This window comes from Glutamicibacter uratoxydans, from assembly GCF_006539925.1.
In the GTDB taxonomy this organism is placed as follows: Bacteria; Actinomycetota; Actinomycetes; order Actinomycetales; family Micrococcaceae; genus Glutamicibacter; species Glutamicibacter uratoxydans.
In genome coordinates, this window is the sequence record NZ_BJNY01000022.1 from 16,521 (window position 1) to 36,309 (window position 19,789).

General features: G+C 62.7%; 21 protein-coding genes. 12 read left to right on the plus strand and 9 right to left on the minus strand.

Features of this window, described 5'->3' with window-relative positions; translation table 11 throughout:
* Positions 1–20 precede the first annotated feature (20 nt).
* Positions 21–4,037, plus strand: a complete 4,017-nt coding sequence (locus tag AUR04nite_RS15510; protein ID WP_174787894.1) for a DUF4011 domain-containing protein — start codon at positions 21–23, stop codon at positions 4,035–4,037.
* Positions 4,021–4,338 carry a hypothetical protein gene (locus AUR04nite_RS15515; RefSeq protein ID WP_141366791.1) on the plus strand — a complete coding sequence of 106 codons (318 nt, stop codon included), beginning with the start codon at positions 4,021–4,023 and terminating at the stop codon, positions 4,336–4,338. Before AUR04nite_RS15510 ends, AUR04nite_RS15515 begins: the two co-directional genes overlap by 17 nt.
* A 9-nt stretch (positions 4,339–4,347) precedes the next feature.
* Here AUR04nite_RS15515 and AUR04nite_RS15520 read toward each other — a convergent pair whose 3' ends face one another.
* Positions 4,348–5,043: an RcpC/CpaB family pilus assembly protein gene (locus AUR04nite_RS15520; protein ID WP_141366793.1), complete on the minus strand. Its 696-nt coding sequence runs from the start codon at positions 5,041–5,043 to the stop codon at positions 4,348–4,350.
* 57 nt (positions 5,044–5,100) lie between these two features.
* Positions 5,101–5,706, minus strand: coding sequence for a 5-formyltetrahydrofolate cyclo-ligase (locus AUR04nite_RS15525; protein WP_141366795.1), 606 nt, complete (start codon positions 5,704–5,706; stop codon positions 5,101–5,103).
* 41 nt (positions 5,707–5,747) lie between these two features.
* Between AUR04nite_RS15525 and AUR04nite_RS15530 the strand changes: the two genes are divergently transcribed.
* Both AUR04nite_RS15530 and AUR04nite_RS15535 read left to right on the plus strand, forming a co-directional pair.
* Positions 5,748–6,365: a GNAT family N-acetyltransferase gene (locus tag AUR04nite_RS15530; protein WP_141366797.1), complete on the plus strand. Its 618-nt coding sequence runs from the start codon at positions 5,748–5,750 to the stop codon at positions 6,363–6,365.
* Between the two features lie 186 nt (positions 6,366–6,551).
* Positions 6,552–7,403 carry a hypothetical protein gene (locus AUR04nite_RS15535; RefSeq protein WP_141366799.1) on the plus strand — a complete coding sequence of 284 codons (852 nt, stop codon included), beginning with the start codon at positions 6,552–6,554 and terminating at the stop codon, positions 7,401–7,403.
* Between the two features lie 65 nt (positions 7,404–7,468).
* On the opposite strand, the gene AUR04nite_RS15540 is transcribed toward AUR04nite_RS15535, so the two are convergent.
* Positions 7,469–7,969 (minus strand): Lrp/AsnC family transcriptional regulator, encoded by a 501-nt coding sequence (locus AUR04nite_RS15540; protein WP_141366801.1) that lies wholly within the window; start codon positions 7,967–7,969, stop codon positions 7,469–7,471.
* A gap of 93 nt (positions 7,970–8,062) precedes the next feature.
* Between AUR04nite_RS15540 and AUR04nite_RS15545 the strand changes: the two genes are divergently transcribed.
* The 4 genes from AUR04nite_RS15545 (at position 8,063) to AUR04nite_RS15560 (ending at position 11,834) form a co-directional block, all read left to right on the plus strand.
* A complete protein-coding gene (locus tag AUR04nite_RS15545; RefSeq protein WP_141366804.1) occupies positions 8,063–8,530 on the plus strand; it encodes an NUDIX hydrolase in 468 nt (155 codons plus the stop codon).
* Positions 8,531–8,611: 81 nt separating this feature from the next.
* A complete protein-coding gene (locus tag AUR04nite_RS15550) occupies positions 8,612–9,529 on the plus strand; it encodes a glycine betaine ABC transporter substrate-binding protein (protein WP_170184244.1) in 918 nt (305 codons plus the stop codon).
* 57 nt (positions 9,530–9,586) lie between these two features.
* Positions 9,587–10,807, plus strand: a complete 1,221-nt coding sequence (locus AUR04nite_RS15555) for a pyridoxal phosphate-dependent aminotransferase (protein ID WP_141366808.1) — start codon at positions 9,587–9,589, stop codon at positions 10,805–10,807.
* Between the two features lie 163 nt (positions 10,808–10,970).
* Entirely contained in the window at positions 10,971–11,834 is an 864-nt protein-coding gene (locus AUR04nite_RS15560) for a PPK2 family polyphosphate kinase (protein ID WP_141366810.1), read from the plus strand.
* A 6-nt stretch (positions 11,835–11,840) separates the two neighbouring features.
* Here the strand turns inward: AUR04nite_RS15560 and AUR04nite_RS15565 are convergent, their stop codons facing one another.
* Positions 11,841–12,068: an exodeoxyribonuclease VII small subunit gene (locus AUR04nite_RS15565; RefSeq protein ID WP_141366812.1), complete on the minus strand. Its 228-nt coding sequence runs from the start codon at positions 12,066–12,068 to the stop codon at positions 11,841–11,843.
* Between the two features lie 13 nt (positions 12,069–12,081).
* Positions 12,082–13,362, minus strand: a complete 1,281-nt coding sequence (gene xseA, locus AUR04nite_RS15570) for an exodeoxyribonuclease VII large subunit (RefSeq protein WP_141366814.1) — start codon at positions 13,360–13,362, stop codon at positions 12,082–12,084.
* Positions 13,363–13,482: 120 nt separating this feature from the next.
* Here xseA and AUR04nite_RS15575 point away from each other — a divergent pair, with 120 nt between their 5' ends.
* The gene (locus AUR04nite_RS15575; RefSeq protein WP_141366816.1) at positions 13,483–14,580 is read left to right on the plus strand and encodes a 4-hydroxy-3-methylbut-2-enyl diphosphate reductase; all 1,098 of its coding nucleotides are present in this window, start codon (positions 13,483–13,485) and stop codon (positions 14,578–14,580) included.
* Between the two features lie 48 nt (positions 14,581–14,628).
* Complete coding sequence (gene ychF, locus AUR04nite_RS15580) at positions 14,629–15,714, plus strand: redox-regulated ATPase YchF (protein ID WP_141366819.1); 1,086 nt, start codon at positions 14,629–14,631, stop codon at positions 15,712–15,714.
* Between the two features lie 250 nt (positions 15,715–15,964).
* Here the strand turns inward: ychF and AUR04nite_RS15585 are convergent, their stop codons facing one another.
* From AUR04nite_RS15585 to AUR04nite_RS18460, 4 genes are all read right to left on the minus strand, one after another.
* On the minus strand, positions 15,965–16,258 hold the full coding sequence (locus AUR04nite_RS15585; protein ID WP_141366821.1) for a DUF4287 domain-containing protein: 294 nt from the start codon (positions 16,256–16,258) through the stop codon (positions 15,965–15,967).
* 345 nt (positions 16,259–16,603) lie between these two features.
* Entirely contained in the window at positions 16,604–17,413 is an 810-nt protein-coding gene (locus AUR04nite_RS15590; RefSeq protein WP_141366824.1) for an acyl-CoA thioester hydrolase/BAAT C-terminal domain-containing protein, read from the minus strand.
* Between the two features lie 470 nt (positions 17,414–17,883).
* Complete coding sequence (locus AUR04nite_RS18550) at positions 17,884–18,102, minus strand: class I SAM-dependent methyltransferase (RefSeq protein WP_141366894.1); 219 nt, start codon at positions 18,100–18,102, stop codon at positions 17,884–17,886.
* On the minus strand, positions 18,069–18,194 hold the full coding sequence (locus tag AUR04nite_RS18460) for a hypothetical protein (protein ID WP_281285134.1): 126 nt from the start codon (positions 18,192–18,194) through the stop codon (positions 18,069–18,071). The genes AUR04nite_RS18550 and AUR04nite_RS18460 overlap by 34 nt, the downstream gene beginning before the upstream one ends.
* A 165-nt stretch (positions 18,195–18,359) precedes the next feature.
* Between AUR04nite_RS18460 and AUR04nite_RS15600 the strand changes: the two genes are divergently transcribed.
* Both AUR04nite_RS15600 and AUR04nite_RS15605 read left to right on the plus strand, forming a co-directional pair.
* Positions 18,360–18,800 (plus strand): AAA family ATPase, encoded by a 441-nt coding sequence (locus AUR04nite_RS15600; RefSeq protein WP_281285135.1) that lies wholly within the window; start codon positions 18,360–18,362, stop codon positions 18,798–18,800.
* 310 nt (positions 18,801–19,110) lie between these two features.
* Positions 19,111–19,734, plus strand: a complete 624-nt coding sequence (locus tag AUR04nite_RS15605) for a 2-phosphosulfolactate phosphatase (protein WP_218024696.1) — start codon at positions 19,111–19,113, stop codon at positions 19,732–19,734.
* Positions 19,735–19,789: the final 55 nt, after the last annotated feature.

Genomic DNA, 19,789 nt, shown 5'->3' on the forward strand with positions numbered 1-19,789 from the left:
AAGTGAAGGGAATTACTGTCGTGACCAGTTCTCAGAATGCTGCTGCCGATCGCGTGGCTCTCTGGGTGAAATCCCTGGGACAAAGTGCCGGGGCCGACACTACTTTGCGCTTTGCGCCGTCGACATCCAATAGCATCGACATCACCCACTCCAACCCCTCGGGCCTGGCGCAGTTTTTGGCAGGGCGCCGCACGCGCCTGTCCACCTTGCTGCACGACGCGGAGCAGTACGCCACCGCGCGCCGCACCGCCCGGGCGCTGTCCTCCAAGATTTCCCAGCTGTGGGACGAGCGCGGCATCGACGTGGGCTACCTGGCCGCCGGCGTAGCCAACTGGCGCGCCGTGCACGAGGGCAAGAGCGAGCCGGTCTCCGCGCCGATCATGCTCGGTCGCATCACCCTGACCAAGCACCAGGACGCCGACGACTACGACCTGCAGCTGGTGGGCCGCGCCGAGGTCTCCCCGGCCTTCGTGCGCCAGTTCGAGGCAGACCACAACGCCAAGGTGGACGTGGCTGCGGTGGACGCCGCTGCCTACTCCATCGCCCGCTTTGACCCGGTGCGCGGCATGGACGCCCTGCGCCACCAGATGGCAGAGGTTCCCGGGGTAGTGGTAGGCCACCGCCTGCTGCTGTCCACCTTCTCCGACTTGATCGACCCGGCAGACCCCAAGAAGCTGACCGGTTCGCACCCGGTGATCGAGGCGCTGATCAACTACGACGCCAGCGAAAAGCAGGCGGTGCGCGCCGCCAAGGTGGCCGAAGCAACCAAGGGCTCCACCGCGCTGGCCAACCTTGTTGCCTCCAAGAACGCCAAGCCGGTGAGCACCGCCGCCCCGGCCGCCTCGGATGATGCGTCGCAGGAGCCGAGCTCGCGCCGCTCGCTGGTCAAGAACCTGCTGGGCCGCAAATCGGAGGAGTCCAAGACCCGCAAGGTGCACACCGGCACCACCACACTGGCCACGAACTCCGATGAGCGCGACCCTGAATCCGAGCTTTACCTGCTGGATGCCGACGAATCGCAGTCGCGCATGCTCGAATACATCGCCGCCGGCGAATCCGTGGCTATCAACGCGGCCCCTGGCACCGGCGCCACGCAGACCGCACTGAACGCCGCCGCAGCCCTGGCCGCCTCCGGCAAGCGCGTGCTGGTGATCGCCGAACAGCGCAGCGCCGCCGAAGAGTTCGTTGCGCGCTTCAACGAACAGCTCGATGCGGCCAGCCTGCTGCTTGAGCCCAACGAGGATCCGGAGGCTGTACGCAAGCAGCTGACCCGTGCCATCCTGCGCAACGAGCGGGCCATAGAACCGCAGCTGGGGAACCTGTTCAAGCGCCTGCGCGAAACCCGGCATGCGCTGGGCGAACATGTGAAGTCGCTGCACTCGGTGCGCAGCCGCTGGGGCTGCTCGCCCTACCAGTCGATGCAGGAGCTGGCGCGCCTCTCCGCGCTGAACCCTGCGCCGAGCACCACCGTGCGGCTGAAGCGTTCGGTGCTGGACTCCATGGGCCAGCGCGGCCACGTCGCCGCCCAGCTCAAGCGCGCCGCGCAGCTCGGCGCGTTCTCCAAGGAGCACACCACCAGCCCGTGGCACGGGGCGCCGCTGCGCAACCAGGAAGCCACCGCGCAGGCGCTGAACCTTGCCAGCGGCCTGGGCCGCGACCTGCCGATCCTGCATGAGCACATGCTCAAGATCGCCGAGCAGTCCCAGATCCGCCTGGAGAACAGCTACGACAAGTGGGGCGACCAGCTGCAGCTGCTGGTTGCCGTGCGCGGATCGCTGGACAAGTTCGAATCCGACATCTTCGAGGGTGACATCGACGACTTGATCGCCGCCACCGCCACCAGCGCCTGGCGCCGCGAACACGGTGTGGAAATGGGCTCGCTGGTGCGCTCGCGCCTGCGCAAGATCGCCAAGGAATACGTGCGCCCGGGCATGCACGTTCCAGACCTGCAGGCAGCCCTGCAGGCGGTGGCCCTGCAGCGCGATGCCTGGCGCGCCCACGCCACCTCCCAGCGCAACCCGCAGGTTCCGGGCGGGCTGCTTGACGTGGAGGCCGGCTACCATGACGCCGGGGCCCGCATCGACAAGCTCGCCTCCATGCTGCCCGCCCGCACCGGAGCCCAGCTGCGCGAAATGCCGATTGCCCAGCTGCTGGATCTAATCGCAGAACTGGTGGACCACAAGGAAGACCTGACCGAGCTGCCCGAGCGCACGCTGATCGCTGAACAGCTGGCAGAGGCCGGACTGGGCGACCTGCTGGCGGACTTTGCCGAACGGGAAATCGACGCCGACGCCGTGGACGCCGAGCTGGAGCTGTCCTGGTGGCAGTCGGTGCTCGACGCGATGATCTCCGGGGACGACTTCCTGGCGATGAACGACGGTGCGAAGCTTGAAAAGATCGAGGCGGACTACCGCCTGGCCGACGGCGCACACATCGCCGCCGGTCCTGCGCGCATCCGCTGGCAGCTGGCCAAGAACTGGAAGGCAGCGCTGAACGACCATCGCGCCGCCTCCAAGGCGTTGCGCGACATGCTCAAGGGCGGCAACATTTCCATCGCCCAGGTGCTGGCGCTGGGGGAGAAGCTGGTCAACTCGCTGACCCCTGTCTTCGTCTCCGCTCCACTGCTGCTGGGCACCGCGCTGCCCGACGACACCGAGTTCGATGCGGTGATCCTGCTGGAAGCCAACTACCTGACGCTGCGCGAGGTGCTGGACGCGGTGCGCCGCTCCCGCCAGGTCATTGCCATCGGCGATGAAATGCTCGGTGGGCCCAAGCCCTTCGAGGTGTCGGTGGACCCCACCGCCCGCATCGGCCAACGCGGCGCAGACCGTTCTGCCCTGTCGGCGCTGAACAAGGTGCTGGTCTCCGGCCGCCTGTCCACCGTCTACCGGGGGATCGACGAGGGCCTGGTGGCGCAGCTGTCCAAGGACTACTACGACGGCGCGATCTCTCGCCTGCCGCAGGCCATCGCCACCGCCGCGCACAGCGACCAGCTCACCGCGCAGTACGTTCCTGATGCCACCGGCACGCTGTCCAGTAGCGAGGACGGGGTGCAGACCACGGCCGCCGAGGTGGCGCGCATCGTAGACCTGGTCTTCGAGCACTTCGCCGCCCGCCCGGACGAATCCCTGGCAGTGGTGGCGACCAACCGCATCCACGCGGCGGCAATTGCAGAGGCCATCCGCGTGCAGCTGCCGAACCACAAGTACGCGATGGAGCACCTGCGCGCCAAGCGCGAGCCGTTTGTGGTCACCACGGTCAACCGCCTGATCGGCCTGCGCCGCGATGCGGTGATCTTCGCCTGGGGCTACGGACGCACCCCGCACGGTAAGACGCTGCACGAGTTCGGCGACTTGTCGGCTAAGAACGGCGAGCAGCTGTTCGTTTCGGCTGTCACGCGCTCGCGCACCCGGCTCACGCTGGTCTCCAGCCTGCAGCCAAGTGAACTTGAAACCTCGCGCCTGCACCATGGAGCCAAGGCCTTCTTCGACCTGTTCAGCCGGGTCCAAGCAGGGGATTCGGGCATGCCGTCGCTGAACCATCCGCGCTTCGACGCGCTGGTCTCCGACCTGGCCCGCCGCCTGCGCGAACGCGGCGCGATCGTCTCCGAGGACTACCGCGGTGTGCTTGACCTCGCGGCCCACGCATTCGACGTGGACGGCAAGGACATCCGTCCGTTGGCAGTGGTCTACGACGGCACCGAGCACTACGCCGAGCTGACCGTGCGCGAACGCAGCCGGCTGCGCCCTGACTTCTTCGAGAACCACGGCTGGCGCTACGTCCCGCTGTGGACCATCGACGTATTCACCGACCCGGGCGCCGTCACCGAGCGGCTGGCCCGCTACCTGGAGCTGAAGCCGGCCCGCGTGGCTGCTGAGGAGCCTGCCGCCCGCGCGTCGGTGGCCCCGGCGCCTCCGGTGCCTGCCAGCGAGGCAGCCAGCGAACCGGCTGCGCCGAAGGTGCAGGAAGAACAGCCTGAAACCCCGAAGCCGATCTCGGCAGCAGAAAGCGCAGTCGAGGGTGACTCAGCCAAGTAATGCCGATGGCCCGCGCAAGCGCACCAAGCGCCCGCGGGTCATCGCGCCTCCGCAGCACCTGCCCAACCCGGTCAAGCTCACCGGCAGCTACACGCCTGTAGCCCATTCCCAGTCGGTCAACGAGGCGATCGCCAACGCCCTGCCTGCCGACACCACCGCAGCGCAGGCAGCTGGAAAGAGCGCACATCGCGACCCGCTGGCCGGCCTGCGCGCCAAGGACGAAGATCCGCGTGGCTGGGGAGACACGTCGGAAGACCTGATGGAGTCGATGAAGCGGGAGAAGCCGCCCCACTGGGGGTGACTGCGCCCGCTAATTCACCAGCACCGCCGAAACCTTTCCACGGGACATGGAACCTGCCAGGTCGTCGGACAGCGTGGAGGCAGCGGCCACCACAATGATTCCGTCTCCTGATGTGGCGCTGGGGGAGAGCATTCCGAACTCGCTTTTCGCCGTTGCTGGAACCCAGAGCACCGGGACCGCGTGGGCGATGGTTTCCGAGCGGATCTCTTTTTCAAAGCCGTCGCCGGTGGTCAGTACGATGTCCACCAGCTGCCCCGGATGGATCAGCCCTACGGTTGCGGCGTCGGTGAGCCTGATCGGCACCGCCACAGTTCCTTGGGGCGAACCGGTCAACAGCTGCGGTCCGACCAAAAGATAGTCGCGCAGCGCGGTGCCAGCCGGGACAGCCACCGCGAGGCGCTGGCCCACCAGGTCCTGGACATCGGTGAGCAGCTGATGGTCATTCGCATCGGCCGGGATCTGCTGCAGCTGCACATCGCTGGAGGTCAGCACCACGCCCGCCGGCAGGTCTGCCACCGCTACCACGATCTCTCGCTGTCCCAGCTGGCCGTCGGCAAGGAGGTTCAGGGCCGCAGCCGCCGCCAGCAGCAGGCAGGCGATTCCGGCGGGGCGGCGGTAGCGGCGTAGCACCTCGCTGCGGGTGCGCACCGGGCGCAGCTTGGGGCGCGGGATGACGGGTGCTCGGGATTTTGCAAAGAGGCTCATGCACCAAGTACAGCCCGCACCCGCCTCGTGGATGCACCGCCGGCGGCGAGCTGTGGATTAGTCGATGATGTGGTGCACCCCAGCAGGGGTGATCACCAGATCAACTGCGGTGTCGTATTCGTTGAGCTCATAGCTGCCTGCCGGGACGAACTCCTCGTCAAAGACCATCGCCGCCACTTGGACCGGGGTATGGGCAATGCGCGGCAGGAAGCGGTCGTAGTAGCCACCGCCTTGTCCCAGCCGGTAGCCGTTGGAGTCGATGGACAGCGCCGGGATGAACAGCGTGCTGATTCCGTCCTCGGCCTCGAAGAGCTCGACTCCGAAGCGTTGGCCCACCGGTTCCATGACCGGTGCTCGCGGGCTGCGTTCCAGTTCGATTCCCGGTTCCCAGCGGACCCAGGACAGCTGATATTCGGGCTCGCACACCGGGAGGTAAATGTTGATGCCGTCATCGAAGAGCTGACGCATCAGGGTCTCGGTATCCGGCTCATCGGGCTGCGAGTTGTAGAGCGCCACCGACCGTACCACCGGGGTCAACGCCGCCAGGTACTCGCGCACATGCGTGCTGATCTGTCCTGCGCGCTCGGTGCGCACAGTGTCCGGAAGGTTCTTGCGTGCTTCGCGCACCGCGGCGCGCGCTGATTTCTTCGACTGCTGATCCATGCAGTCAACTGTACGCAACCGGTGACTATACGATGGTGCTCATGAGTGGTTTATGGCGCCGCGGTGCTGGCGTGTCAGATCTTGAGTCGCAGCGGCTGCTGCTGCGCCAATTGACCGTGGCGGATGCCTCGGAATTCTCGATGCTGCGCTATGCAAACCTCGCCTGGCTCAAGCCCTGGGACCCGACCACTCCGGAGGGCCCGCCGCCCACGCTGACCTTCAAGCAGATGATCCGCGAGAAGAATGCTGCCGCGCGCGAGGGGACAGGCTATTCATGGGTGCTGACGCTGCCGCAGCTGCACAGCGGCAAGCCTCCGATCATCGGGCAGGTCAGCGTCTCGGGGGTGCAGTGGGGAGCGGCCCGCACTGCTTCCATCGGCTATTGGATCGACAGCAGCCATGCAGGATTCGGGCTGATGCCGGAAGCCTGCGCGCTGGTAGTCGACTACTGCTTCGGAGTTCTGGGACTGCATCGGCTGGAAATCAACATTCGGCCGGAAAATGAACCGAGCCTGAAGGTGGTGCATAAGCTCGGCTTCCGCGATGAAGGGCTGCGCCGGGCCTATCTGCACATCGACGGCCAGTGGCGCGACCACCGGACGTTTGCGCTGAACCGCGAAGAGCTGGATACTACGATGCTCGAACGTATCTGCGAATGAATGCGGCGAATTGATGGCTAAACCATAAATCCTCACCTGAGGAGCACATACAGTGGGCGAAAACTTCGCAACACGCCTACACATGTGCATGCTCATACCGGCGCTGTTGCATAGTGTTGACGTGAGGAGCCGCACCAGGTTCCTTATTTAAGAACTGACCGAACCCATCGGTGATGGAGGACCCACATGGCTGGCACGTCACTTAACGCTTCGAAGGCACAGTCTGCTTCCGAGTACAAGATTCGCGTGCGCTATGGCCGGTTGTCCCTCGCCCTGCTGGGTCTGCTGGCAATCATCGCCACAGTGGTCGGTTTGGTCCTCGCGCCATTCACCGCTCTGAGCTTTGGCACCGTGGGCATCTTCTTCCTCGTAGGCTTCGGCTCCTTCGCCGCGCTGCGCGTGCTGGCAGTGCGCGACCGCAACCGCCGCCTGCTTGAGAATCTTGAGGCCACCCGCAAGCGCGCCATGCAGACCCCTGCAATTGCCCAGGAAGAAAACCATGTGGTGATCCGCAAGGACGTCGAAGAGAAGGTCTTCGACGCCCGCCCGGGTTCATCGCTTAAGGCCCCTGCCATCACCGCAGAGGAGCTGCGCGCCGAAGCACTGCGCGTAGCCCACGGCCTGGGCGGCGTGAAGCAGCCTGAAACCTGGGAGCCGAAGGAAGTTCCGCTGCCTACCTACGTTCAGGTGCGCGAATCCACACAGAAGGAAATTGCGGCCCGCGTCAGCCCGCAGCCGATCCCGGTCTCCGAGCCGCTGCGGCCAAGCAAGCCGATCAGCCTCAAGGCCTCCGAAGGCGCCAAACGCATCGCCAGCGAAGTCTCCGCGGAGGACCGCGCAGCGGTGGCCAGCGTGGCAGCCAAGCGCGAGTCGGCCCAGGCGCCTGCGGCCAAGTCTGCACCTGAGGTTGCCATCGAGAAGCCTGCCGAACCGGCGGCAGAGGTGAAGCCGGCAGAAGTGAAACCTGCAGAGCCGAAGCCAACCGGTCCCAAGAGCCGCCTGAACCTGGACGACGTGATGCAGCGCCGCCGGGCCTAGGAAACTTGAGCACATAAAAAAGGAAGAACCCGCAAGGGTTCTTCCTTTTTTATGTGCGCGGGGACCTAGTCTTCTTCAGCCGGCAGCGGTCCGCGATTGCCGCGGTGGTGGGCGAAGACCAGCGTGGTTTCGGTATGGCCCACCGACTCGTCGGTGGCGAGGTTGTCAAGCACCCAGTCGCGCAGCGCTTCGGTGCTGCTCACTGCGATGTGCAGCAGGTAGTCGGTGCCTCCGGAGACGTGGAACATGGAAAGCACTTCTGGCAGCTGAGGAATACGCGCCACGAATGCGTCAATCTTCTCGCGGTCGTGGGCACGCAGCTTAACGGAGATCAGCGCCTGCACAGTGCGCCCCACGCTGCGCAGGGAAACTTCTGCGTGGTATCCGGTGAGAATGCCGCGGTCCACCAGCGCCCGGGTGCGCAACAGCGCCGTCGACGGGGCAATTCCCGCCCGCTGGGCCAGGGTCGCATTGGAAATGCGCGCGTTGGCGACCAGCTCGTCGATGATGATTCGGTCAATCTCGTCGAGATCGGCGCCGTGGGACTGCTCAGATTGCGATGACATAAGAATATTTCATCACACTCCGTGGCAGACGGGCACTACTTCGATTCGCCCGCCCGCACAAACTGCGTGCGACATGCGGATATATTGGTAGGCATGACACGACGCAGCGAGCTTACCGGAGAACTCTACGATACCCGTTTGGCGGCCTACGCGCTGGTGGAGCACGAAGGCAGGATCCTGCTGACCCTGTGGGACATGCGCCGCCGCGACCCCAGGTTCATTCCGCGCTGGTCGCTGCCCGGCGGAGGCGTGGAGCTGGGAGAACCCATTGAGGACGGGGTGAAGCGCGAGGTGCTCGAAGAGACTGGCTACCACGTGGACCAGCTGCAACTGCTGGACGTGAGCACCGGGGTGATCCCGGCGGCCAAGCGCTACTCCGGGGACGGACATCCGATGCAGACCGTTGCGGTCACCTACCGCGCCCAGCTGGCCGGGGGAGCGTTGCGCGCAGAAGTCGACGGCTCCACCAGCGAGGCCGCCTGGTTCACCCGCGAGGAAATCAAGAAGCTGAACCGCATCGAGCGTGTGGACGCGATGCTGCGGCTGGCGCCTGGACGATAGCGGCGAACCTGCGCAGAATCCGCGCCGCCCGGCGCGCGCAACCCCGGAATAAACGGCGGCTGGCCTAAAATGGCAAGGGAGATGAAGTTTGTACAATCCCCACGTGTATCCCTTGCTGCCCTAGCAGTGTGTGCGCTGAGCCTGTCGCTGGCCGCCTGCACCGCCGGCGGGCAGAACGAAGCCCAGCCGCAGCCGAGCCGCAATATCACCTTGACCATGGCCCTTCCCGCCGATGCAACAAGCAAGGCGGTTGGCCATGTCTACGCGGACGCCCTGGAGCATCAGGGATATACGGTGAAAATCGCCAAGTCCACCGATGCACCCTATGAGCAGGTGGCCAAGGGGCAGGCGGACATAGCCATCGACACCGCTGTGCATGCGGTGAAGCTGGCGCCCGCTGCAGATCCGCGCGGCGAGGACGGGATCCTGTCCATCGAGGAAGCCGCCGATCTGGTGAACACCATCAACCAGCAGGACCTGGGCTTCACCGCTTCACCGCTGAGTGCCGCCAACGCCGGCAAGGTGATGGTCATTTCCGCTGCTGAAGCTGCCGAATACAAGATCGATTCGGTGCCCACCGCGGCCGCCGCCTGCGGCAAGCTGACCTTCGTGGGAGACGCAGGGCCGAGCACCGGACTGAAAACCGCGTTGGAAAAGGCCGGCTGCGCCAAGCCGCAGTTCGCCACCGAAAAGGCCAGCGCGCTGCCCGGCACCCTGCGGACCTCGGTGGACCAGGTGGTCGCCCTGTCGGCCCAGGATGCGCTCATCGGGGACGAGGGCTTCAAGATCATCGACGGCAGCTCGCAGCTCTTCGACGCGGCCCCCTACATGCCGCTGCTGGGCAAGGCAGTGGACGAGGACGCCGCCAAGAGCATCAAAGACACGACCAGGCAGCTGAGCCAGGAAGCAGTGATCGGCTTGAACCGATTGGCTGCAGGTCCTAACAGCGTTTCACCGCAGGATGCGGCCAACCGCTGGAAATGGCTCATCGACAACTAGCGCAACCCAACGGTAACCAAGGCGCGAAGAACGCGCTTGACGTGAGAAAGTGTACCCATGGCGGAATTCAAACAATCGACGAAACTGCACAACGTGCTCTACGACATCCGCGGGCCGCTGCTTGAGCATGCAACCCGCATGGAGGCCGAGGGCCACCGCATCCTGAAGCTGAACATCGGCAATCCCGCGCCGTTCGGCTTCGAGGCGCCCGACGCGGTGCTTGTCGACATGATCCGCAACCTGCCCAACGCCCAGGGCTACTCGGACTCGCGCGGCATCCTTTCGGCCCGCACCGCGGTCTCCCAGTATTACCAGACTCGCGGTATCCAGACCATCGGCGTGGACGACGTCTACCTGGGCAACGGCGTGAGCGAACTGATCACCCTGAGCCTGAACGCGCTGCTGAACAACGGCGACGAAGTGCTGATCCCGGCGCCCGACTACCCGCTGTGGACCGCCTCGGTCTCCCTGGCAGGCGGCACCCCGGTGCATTACCTGAACGTGGAAGAAGAGGGCTGGCTGCCTGACCTTGAGGACATGGAAGCCAAGATCACCGATCGCACCAAGGGCATCGTGATCATCAACCCGAACAACCCCACCGGAGCCGTGTACCCGAAGGAAACTTTGGAAGGCATCCTGGAGCTGGCGCGCAAGCACGGGCTGATCGTCTTCTCCGACGAGATCTACGAGAAGATCCTCTACGACGATGCGGTGCACATCAACACCGCCGGCCTGGCCGACGATGTGCTGGTGCTGACCTTCTCAGGCCTGTCCAAGGCCTACCGCGTGTGCGGCTTCCGCGCCGGATGGATGGCCATCTCCGGGCCGCGCCACCAGGCGGCGGACTACATCGAAGGCATCAATCTGCTCACGAACATGCGCCTGTGCGCCAATGTTCCAGCGCAGCACGCAATCCAGACCGCCTTGGGCGGCTACCAGTCGATCAACGACCTGATCCTTCCCGGCGGGCGTCTGCTGGAGCAGCGCGATGCGGCGTACAACCTGCTGCGCGAAATCCCGGGCATCTCGGTCCAGAAGGCGAAGGGTGCGCTGTACATGTTCCCGAAGCTGGACCCTGAGGTCTACCCGATCCACGACGACGAGAAGTTCGCCCTCGAACTGCTCAAGAGCCAGAAGATCCTGATCTCCCAGGGCACCGCCTTCAACTGGGTGCGCCCGGACCACTTCCGTCTGGTCACCCTGCCCAATGTGCGGGACCTGACCGACGCGGTGGGCCGCATCGGCACCTTCCTGGAGGACTGGCGCGCCCACGCCTAGATCCAACACGCGAGAGCGGGCGCCGTGAAAGTTGATGACTTTCACGGCGCCCGCCGCTGTTAACACCTGCCAACGGCATTGCCTAGATTTCTCAAGCCTTTCGCGCGCACTTCCATCGCGACTAGGGTAGAGACCAACACCAGCCGTCTTTGAGGAGCCGTTGATGAGTTCGTACCCAGCAAATCTGATCAAGTGCCTGCGCGCCGACCCGGGAATCCGCTTGGAGCAGCGGGCCACCAAGAATCCTGACTGGTGGCCCGAGGATGCACCTCAGGACAAGAAGCAGGCGGCTTCGCGCATGAAGGAGCTGGCCGGCGAACTCTCCGACCTGCAGGAGCGGCTCTTCGCCGAGGCGCTGCAAGATGAGCTGGAAGACTCGGTGCTGCTGATCCTGCAGGGCATGGATACCTCAGGCAAGGGCGGCATCGTCCGGCATGTGATGGGCATGCTCGACCCGCAGGGCGTGGAGCACTACGCCTTCAAGGCGCCGAGTCCAGAAGAACGCAGCCACGACTTCCTATGGCGCGTGGAAAAGCGGCTGCCAGCCCGGGGCCGGATCGGGGTCTTCGACCGCTCGCACTATGAAGACGTGCTGATCCACCGCGTGCAGAAGCTGAGCACCGAAGCCCAGGTGGAGTCCCGCTACGGAAAGATCGTCGACTTCGAGAAGCGGCTGCGGGACCGGGCAATCCACCCGATCAAGATCATGCTGCACATCAGCAAGGACGAACAGTTCGCACGGCTCTCCGAACGCTTGGAGCGCCCGGACAAGTACTGGAAGTACGCTGCCAGCGACGTGGAAGACAGGCTCTTGTGGGATGACTACCAGAAGGCCTACCAGATCGCGATCAACCGCACCGATACCGAATCGGCCCCGTGGTTCGTGATCCCGGCAGACCAGAAATGGCGGGCGCGGCTGTGCGTGGCAGAGCTGCTCCTGGCCCAGCTGCGGCAGATCAACCCGCAGTGGCCTGCGGCCAAGTTCGACGTGGCCGCCGAGAAAACGCGGCTGGAAGCCGCCCGCTAAAGGGGTCTAGCCTTCGTTGTCCTGGTGCTTGGCGCGGGCCGCCTCCAGGCGCTGGGACACGCCAGCCAGCCAGTTTTCGCAGTGGGCGGCCAGCGCCTCGCCGCGTTCCCACAGCGCGAGGGATGCCTCCAGCGGGGCTCCGCCGGTCTCCAGCTGGTTGACTACATTGATCAGTTCCTCACGGGCCTGCTCATAGGAAAGTTCTGCAATGTCCTGGGGGATCTGGGTATTCATTCTGGACTCCAAACTAGTTGCTTTCGGCGGGTGCTTCTGCAGGGAAGATGTCGTGGACCGCTGCGGTGAGCTGGCCTGCGGCCACGCGGATGCGCAGCTGGTCATTCGGCGCTGCATCGCGCACATCGCGCAGCACCCGGCCGTCGGCCAGCTGGGTCACCGAATAGCCGCGGTCCAGGGTCTGCTGCGGGGAGAGCGCGCGCATCTGCGCCCGCAGATGGGAAATCTCATCTCCGGCCCGCTGCACCCGGTGGGAAAAGACGGCGGTGGCCCGTTCGCGCCAGCGCTCCAAATCTTCGGCGCGGCTGCTGACCATGACCTGGGGGTTGGCAAGCACCGGCCGGGCCCGCAGCGAGGCGATCAGCTGGCCTTCGCGCTGCAGCAGGGTGTTCACCGCGCGGTCAAGGCGCTGCCGAGCCGCATCGAGCCCGGCGAATTCTTCATTCAGGTCCGGGACGATGCGCTTGGCGGCATCGGTGGGGGTGGAGGCTCGCAGGTCGGCCACATCGTCCAGGATCGGGCGGTCCGCCTCATGGCCGATGGCTGAGACCACCGGGGTGTGCGCGGCCGCGACCTCGCGGACCAAGTCCTCGTTGGAGAAGGGCAGCAGGTCTTCCAGGGCGCCGCCGCCGCGGGCGATCACGATCACCTCCACGGTGGGATCGGCATCCAGCTCATGCAGCGCCTTGATGACCTGGGGGACCGCGTCCACGCCCTGGACTGCTGTATTGATGATGCGGAACTGCACCGCCGGCCAGCGCAGCGTCGCATTGCGCACCACGTCCTTCTCCGCATCCGAGTCGCGGCCGGTGATCAACCCGATCTTGCCCGGCAGCACCGGAAGCCTGCGCTTGCGCTCGGCGTCGAACAGGCCCTCGGCGCCCAGTGCCTGGCGCAGGCGCTCAAGGCGCACCAGCAGTTCGCCAAGTCCCACCGGGCGCAGGTCGGAGGCGTTCAGCGACAGCCTGCCAGTCTTGGCGTAAAAGCTCGGCTTGACCCGCGCCACCACGCGCGAGCCGACCTGCGGGGTGGAGTCCAGCGTGCGCATCACCGAGGCCCAGACGGTCACGGAGAAGGAATTGTCCACGTCCACGTCGCGCAGCGTGAGGTAGGCGTGGCCGTTGCGCACATTGGCTTCCAGCAGCTGGCCTTCAACCCAGGTGACCGGCGAGTTCTCGATGTGGATCTTCAGCTTTTCGGAGAGCACCCGCAGCGGCCAGGGGTTCTCGGCGCTGGTCTGTGCGGCGGTGGGCGGCAGGGATGAGGCGGGGCCTGCCGACTGCTGGTTTTCCATACACGCGACGCTACACCATGAGGCCGACACCCCGGGAGCGGGCCAAGACGCCGGAGCCGCGAATGTGGTTCGCCTCATATGAGCATGCACTAACTTGCATGGGCTTCGTAGAATAGAAGCATGGCTACTTCCACATCCGTTCCGGTATCCCTTTCGATGCCCCGCGTCCCGCGCCTTCGCCGCACCCCGGCGCAGATCCTCGCTGCCTCTCCTGAGGTCACCGAGCGCAAGGTGCTGCTGGCGGCCCCGCGCGGCTACTGTGCCGGCGTCGACCGTGCGGTAGTGGCGGTGGAGAAGGCGCTGGAGCACTACGGCCCGCCGGTCTACGTGCGCAAGCAGATCGTGCACAACGTGCATGTGGTCTCCGAGCTGGAATCCCGCGGCGCGATCTTCGTGGAAGAAAACGAAGAAGTCCCGGAGGGCGCCTTGGTGGTCTTCTCCGCCCACGGCGTGTCCCCGGCGGTAGTCCAGTCGGCCGAGGACCGCGGCCTGCGCACCATCGACGCCACCTGCCCGCTGGTGACCAAGGTGCACCGCGAGGCCGTGCGCTTTGCCAAGAACGACTACGAGATCCTGCTGATCGGCCACGAAGGCCACGAGGAAGTGGAAGGCACCTACGGCGAAGCGCCAGAGGTCACCACCATCGTGAACAACCCCGAAGAAGCCGACACCGTCCAGGTCAAGGACCCCGACAAGCTGATCTGGCTCTCGCAGACCACCCTGAGCGTTGACGAGACCATGGAGATCGTGCGCCGGCTGCGCAAGCGCTTCCCGAACCTGCAGGATCCGCCCAGCGACGACATCTGCTATGCCACGACCAACCGCCAGGCGGCCATCAAGAACATCGCCCCGCAGGCGGAACTGGTGATCGTGGTCGGCTCGGCCAACTCCTCGAACTCGGTGCGCCTGGTCGAGGTGGCGCTGGACCACGGCGCCAATGCCGCCTACCGGGTGGACTTCGCCAACGAGGTGGACGAGTCCTGGTTCGAGGGCGTGTCCACCGTGGGCGTCACCTCCGGCGCCTCGGTGCCTGAAGTGCTGGTCCGCGAGGTAGTGGACCTGCTGGCCGAATACGGCTTCAACGACGTTTCAGAGGTCACCACCGCGGAAGAGGACATCATCTTCTCGCTGCCCAAGGAGATCCGCGGAAAGCTCAAGGAAGCCGGCGACGACGACCGTGCCCTGGGCGGCCGCGGACACCGCCCGGACTCGCGCTAAAAGCTTCACCATTATTTACCCCCTCTAACAAAGGTAGAATTTTCTCCCGTGGCTCTTACTATCGGAATCGTCGGACTGCCCAACGTCGGCAAGTCCACCATGTTCAATGCGCTGACCCGTGCCCAGGTGCTGGCGGCCAACTACCCCTTCGCAACCATCGAACCCAATGTGGGCGTCGTGCCGCTGCCGGACGAGCGCCTGAAGGTGCTTGCAGGAATCTTCGGTTCCGAGCGCATCCTGCCGGCCACCGTCTCCTTCGTTGACATCGCCGGCATCGTGAAGGGCGCTTCGGAGGGCGAAGGCCTCGGCAACAAGTTCCTAGCGAACATCCGCGAAGCCGACGCCATCTGCCAGGTGACCCGCGCGTTCGTGAACGACGATGTGATCCACGTGAACGGCAAAGTCGATCCGGAGTCGGACATCGAGACCATCGCCACCGAGCTGATCCTCGCCGACCTGCAGACCATCGAAAACCAGCTGCCGCGCCTTGAAAAGGAGCTGCGCAGCAAGAAGATCGAGAAGTCCTTCATGGATAACCTGCTGGCTGCCCAGAAGGTGCTCGAAGAGGGCAAGACCCTGTTCGCCGCCGGCAAGGCCGCAGGCATCGATATGGACGAGTTGGCCCCGATGCAGCTGATGACCACCAAGCCGTTCATCTACGTGTTCAACACCGATGAAGCTGGCCTGGCCGACAAGGAGATGCAGGCAAAGCTCTCCGAGCTGGTTGCCCCGGCCGAAGCGATCTTCCTCGACGCCCAGTTCGAGGCCGAGCTGGCCGAGCTGGAAGAGGACGAGGCTCTGGAGATGCTCGAAGATGCAGGCATCGAGGAGTCAGGGCTGGACAAGCTGGCCCGCGTAGGCTTCGACACCCTGGGCCTGCAGACCTACCTGACCGCAGGTCCTAAGGAATCCCGCGCCTGGACCGTCCGCAAGGGCGCCACCGCACCTGAGGCCGCCGGCGTGATCCACACCGACTTCCAGCGCGGCTTCATCAAGGCCGAGGTCATCGGCTTCGACGACCTGGTTGCCGCCGGTTCGGTAGCCAATGCCAAGTCTGCGGGCAAGGCCCGCATCGAAGGCAAGGACTACATCATGAAGGACGGCGACGTCGTGGAGTTCCGCTTCAACGTGTAGTCGCATTTCGCCCTAGCGCCGACGGTGACAACCGAGGCGCACATGCCAGAACGAAGGCTCGCTTCTCTAGATGAGAGGCGGGCCCGTTCTCTTTCTACCCCCGGTGTCGAGGAGGCTAGGATGAGCGGATCCTTATCACCACGGGGCGACGGTGTCTCCAAGTATGGCAACTTCGTCGAGTTGCGCACCAACGCCTATTTCCTGACTTTGAACATGGCAGTCAGTTGCCAGTGAACCCAAGGGAAAAGCCTTAACTTACAGGTTTGCTCGCGATTCCGTCGAGCCAGAGGGCCTCGGAAGCATCCCGATGTATACCATCTGAGCCGACGTGCTTGCTGCTGATGGTCGGACCTTTCTGGATCACGTGTACAAGTGCCATGCCGTGGCCGCGTCCGAGACCATAGTCGTCTTTAAGCCAAGTGAGGATCTCACCTGCTTTGACTCCAGATTGGTCGAGTCCCTTCTCATGTGCGATATCCACCAATTGTCTCGGGGTGAGACCAGTCTTTTTCTCGATAGTGTCCAGATAGGCCTGAAATGACATGAGCTCTCCTCGTAGCAGGGTGCCGATCGGCACTTCACTGAGAGTACTAACTAGTGTCCATGGAGTACAAGACCCAGAATCAGATCACCGAACAGATGTGCAAGCAATTGTTCGAGGCATTATTTAGGATTCTTGGGTACCGCACGATGTTCCTGAACGAGGGGCAACTCTTTGACGTTTTTCATATGCACGAAATCGTTGATGATCGAGTGGCAGAATTACCACCAGCTTATGTAGCGTGATGCAGCTTAGCGAGTACAAGCTTGAGATCTTCGGTAACCACGGTGCCGGATTATCAGTAAGTCAATTGTGCCTAGTTTAAGACAGAGCAATTCTTCGGAAATCCTACGAGCGTTCAACGTTCAGATTAAGGATCCTGCGCAAAGGTTGCCAGGCTCGTCTGCCTAGCTCAGCGTCGGCAGCAGGGCTTCCACCACGGGCGATATCACGCAAACCAGTTGGTGGGATTTCTTCTCCGGGAAGGGTGGCACGATGCCCCGCAGCTTCCATGTATACATGGTCTGTTTCTAGTTCAAAGGATGTCCGTCGTCGCTGGATGGCTTCAGCGAACAGAGCCGAAGGCCAGACTTTGTCATCACCACCGGAAACGAGCAGGATTTCTGCAATTTTTTCAGTCGCGATAGTAGCTGATTCCAGCTGTTCGCGTTTCGCCGTCTGTATTGAGAATTCATAAATTGGAAGGTACCCATCAACGTCAGTTGCAGGCATGTGCTTCGGTCTACGTATGTGAAGGCAGGGAAGCTGCTCACCACCATAAGTCCATTTAGAGGTTGCTCGTTTTGCCGTTGAATCATAAGCGGACCACGCTACCGAAGTTGGAGCGAACGCGGCGACAGCATTGACCCTTTGGTCAATTGATCCGGTGATAAGCGCCGCCTCGGCTCCGAATGAGGTGCCGACGATCGCCAGCTGATCAACCTCGGGCGCGAGGATATCTAGGGCTTCGAGGAAAGTTTCAATCGGGACCTCCCACGGACCTGGTTGAAGGCCCGTGGATCCGAACCATTGCAGCGGCATACTCAGTGCGCCATGATCCGACAATAGCTCAGCCCGACCATAGTCGATACGTCCGCTTGATCCTGCAAGCACTAGCACCCCGGTACCGCAAGGGCGATCCGGTCTGAATAGCTTCATGAGCCCATCGTACCTAGGCGGTTACAGCCCTTGTTCATGCAGCCGAGTTGAAGGTCTATTGCTTATACTCGCCGTAATACTGCTTCGACTTGCTTTAAATTCAGCCCAGTGAACGTAGCCTGAAGACCAACAGCTGTCGCCAATTTACGGAACTTCTCCTCTGAGAACCAGTGGATGATCCATTCGCGGGTTGCCGTTAGTTTCTCGTTCTCGGTGACTAGTTCACATTTGACGCGTGTTGCACGAGTCCTTTGGTCTTGGTCGTGGTTTTCATCGATGATGGGGTACCGAGCTTGTCCAAGTGCCGATTGAGAAACAGTCGTAATTCCGATGAGTTCGGGTGGAGTCGGTGGGGGAGTGCACAATGGAATTAGTGCCGCTCCATTGATTTGGAGGTGGCTTGCGATGGCCTTCAAGGCGCTCAGCGCGGCGGTGTCGTCTGGGGGCAGATTGAAAGTCGGTCCTGCAAGTTAGATGCTGGCGATGGTGCTTTCCAGATTCAGTTCTTCCATCTTCTGGTGAAGGATCTGCGCGGTGATTCCTTCTCGCTCTAAGTGTTCACGACCTCGAACAATCATGTCTGAAGATGAGTCGACACCTACAATATCTAGACCGGCAGCCGCCCGTTCATAAAACGGACCGTTATCACCGCAGCCTAGTTCGAGTGCTGGCTGCCCATGATCTTGGATAAACTACCGATATTGATCCGAGCTAAAATGCGTCCCCTCAGGGCAATGTAGACCTCGGGGACGATCCCGGTGTAGAAATCAGCTGCTTCCATGTGTTCATCCTGGCAGGGGAACAGCACAACATTCCTAGCTAATGCGTCCTGCATCAATGCTCAAAATTTCAATTCGACTCTCGGCAAGAGCTTTCCCAGGCCGCAGCGACGAGTAGTGTTGGCTGGATGGGAGCGGCGAATGGGCAAGACCCACGAGTAGTGATGATGTGCGGGCCCGGAAGTGCCGGAAAGACAACGTACGCGAAACGATTGGAACGCTTAGGTTGGGAACGGCTGTCGTTCGAAGTGGAGTTCTGGAACCGCGGCATTACAACAATGCCGACTAATGATGTCGTCGCTGAGGTTGCTGTCGACCTTAAAGCTCGTTTGCTGAAATTTGTGGAAGAGGGGCGCGACGTCGTTCTCGATTTCGGATTTTGGTTTCGACGCCAGCGTGATGAATACAGGGCACTGCTTGCGCCCTTGGGAGTAACGCCTGAAACTATTTACCTCGCCACCGATCTAGAAACGATTTTGAGCCGCCTCGGCGGCAGACATGGCAGACAAGCCGATGATTGGCGGCTATCTGAACAGGAAGCCACGGAGTACTTTCGGAAATTCGAGCCGCCGACGACTGACGAAGGCCCACTCTTGGTCATCAGATAGCACTTTTGCAACGGAGCAGATGGCGGCGAGGGCGCTTGAAAATCACGTTTCGCAATTAGGCGATTGCGGACTTCGATGCGTACCTACTAGCCCTTGTCCGTTCGCTCATGATGGCTGGCCATAAGCACGAACAATTCAATTAGGAGGTTGACGCGTGAACACGTTGACGACTGACCCACTGCGCCAGAGCGGCCATCGGCTGAGATTCGAATGGGGCGCGTCAGGGGCGATGGCCCTTGATATCGACACGGCAGTGGTTGTCGATGTCTTGAGCTTCTAAACTTCAGTAAGCGTCGCGGTGGATCGTGGCATGACCGTTTTTCCGTATCGGTGGAAAGACGAGAAGGCCCAGGAATTTGCCCGCCAGCAAGAAGCCATTCTGGCAGTGGGCCGCCTTGAAGCAAAGGCAAGCTCCCAATCGAATTTACCAACTTTGTCTCCTTCAGCTTTGCTCCGAGGAAACTTCGGACAGCGCATTGTCCTGCCATCCCCGAATGGTTCCACGATTACGACACGGCTTGATGAAGCAAAAACCCACGTAATCGCAGGCTGCCTGCGCAATGCTTCTGCGGTAGCTGAATTTCTTCAAGCACGTTTAGAACTAGGGGAAAGCGTTGCCATCATCGCCGCCGGGGAACGATGGCCATCAGATGGTTCATTGCGGCCTGCAATTGAAGACTATTTAGGTGTAGGGGTCATCCTGTCTGAGCTGACAGCCCGTGGGTTTAGAGAGCTGATGACCCCTGAAGCAAGCTGTGCTGATGACCTGTATGTAATGAGGTCTAAAAACCTCAGCGCAACGATTCGCGGCTGCGCGAGCGCTTTGGAACTTCAAGCCATGGGGTTCGAGGACGATGTCGACGTAGCACTCGAAAGAAACTCATCGAGCACGGTGCCAGTGCTTGACAACGGTGCGATCATTGCAATCCGTTAGGGGAACCTTGACCTAGGGATCGTGGCCATCAAACTTACTTGCCGAACCGCTAATT

Coding starts and splice junctions, on each gene's coding strand:
- AUR04nite_RS15520 (WP_141366793.1), bottom strand. CDS start 5,043: ATGAGCCTCTTTGCAAAATCCCGAGCACCCGTCATCCCGCGCCCCAAG.
- AUR04nite_RS15525 (WP_141366795.1), bottom strand. CDS start 5,706: ATGGATCAGCAGTCGAAGAAATCAGCGCGCGCCGCGGTGCGCGAAGCA.
- AUR04nite_RS15530 (WP_141366797.1), top strand. CDS start 5,748: ATGAGTGGTTTATGGCGCCGCGGTGCTGGCGTGTCAGATCTTGAGTCG.
- AUR04nite_RS15535 (WP_141366799.1), top strand. CDS start 6,552: ATGGCTGGCACGTCACTTAACGCTTCGAAGGCACAGTCTGCTTCCGAG.
- AUR04nite_RS15540 (WP_141366801.1), bottom strand. CDS start 7,969: ATGTCATCGCAATCTGAGCAGTCCCACGGCGCCGATCTCGACGAGATT.
- AUR04nite_RS15545 (WP_141366804.1), top strand. CDS start 8,063: ATGACACGACGCAGCGAGCTTACCGGAGAACTCTACGATACCCGTTTG.
- AUR04nite_RS15550 (WP_170184244.1), top strand. CDS start 8,612: ATGAAGTTTGTACAATCCCCACGTGTATCCCTTGCTGCCCTAGCAGTG.
- AUR04nite_RS15555 (WP_141366808.1), top strand. CDS start 9,587: ATGGCGGAATTCAAACAATCGACGAAACTGCACAACGTGCTCTACGAC.
- AUR04nite_RS15560 (WP_141366810.1), top strand. CDS start 10,971: ATGAGTTCGTACCCAGCAAATCTGATCAAGTGCCTGCGCGCCGACCCG.
- AUR04nite_RS15565 (WP_141366812.1), bottom strand. CDS start 12,068: ATGAATACCCAGATCCCCCAGGACATTGCAGAACTTTCCTATGAGCAG.
- xseA (WP_141366814.1), bottom strand. CDS start 13,362: ATGGAAAACCAGCAGTCGGCAGGCCCCGCCTCATCCCTGCCGCCCACC.
- AUR04nite_RS15575 (WP_141366816.1), top strand. CDS start 13,483: ATGGCTACTTCCACATCCGTTCCGGTATCCCTTTCGATGCCCCGCGTC.
- AUR04nite_RS15585 (WP_141366821.1), bottom strand. CDS start 16,258: ATGTCATTTCAGGCCTATCTGGACACTATCGAGAAAAAGACTGGTCTC.
- AUR04nite_RS15590 (WP_141366824.1), bottom strand. CDS start 17,413: ATGAAGCTATTCAGACCGGATCGCCCTTGCGGTACCGGGGTGCTAGTG.
- AUR04nite_RS18460 (WP_281285134.1), bottom strand. CDS start 18,194: ATGGAAGCAGCTGATTTCTACACCGGGATCGTCCCCGAGGTCTACATT.
- AUR04nite_RS15600 (WP_281285135.1), top strand. CDS start 18,360: ATGTGCGGGCCCGGAAGTGCCGGAAAGACAACGTACGCGAAACGATTG.
- AUR04nite_RS15605 (WP_218024696.1), top strand. CDS start 19,111: ATGACCGTTTTTCCGTATCGGTGGAAAGACGAGAAGGCCCAGGAATTT.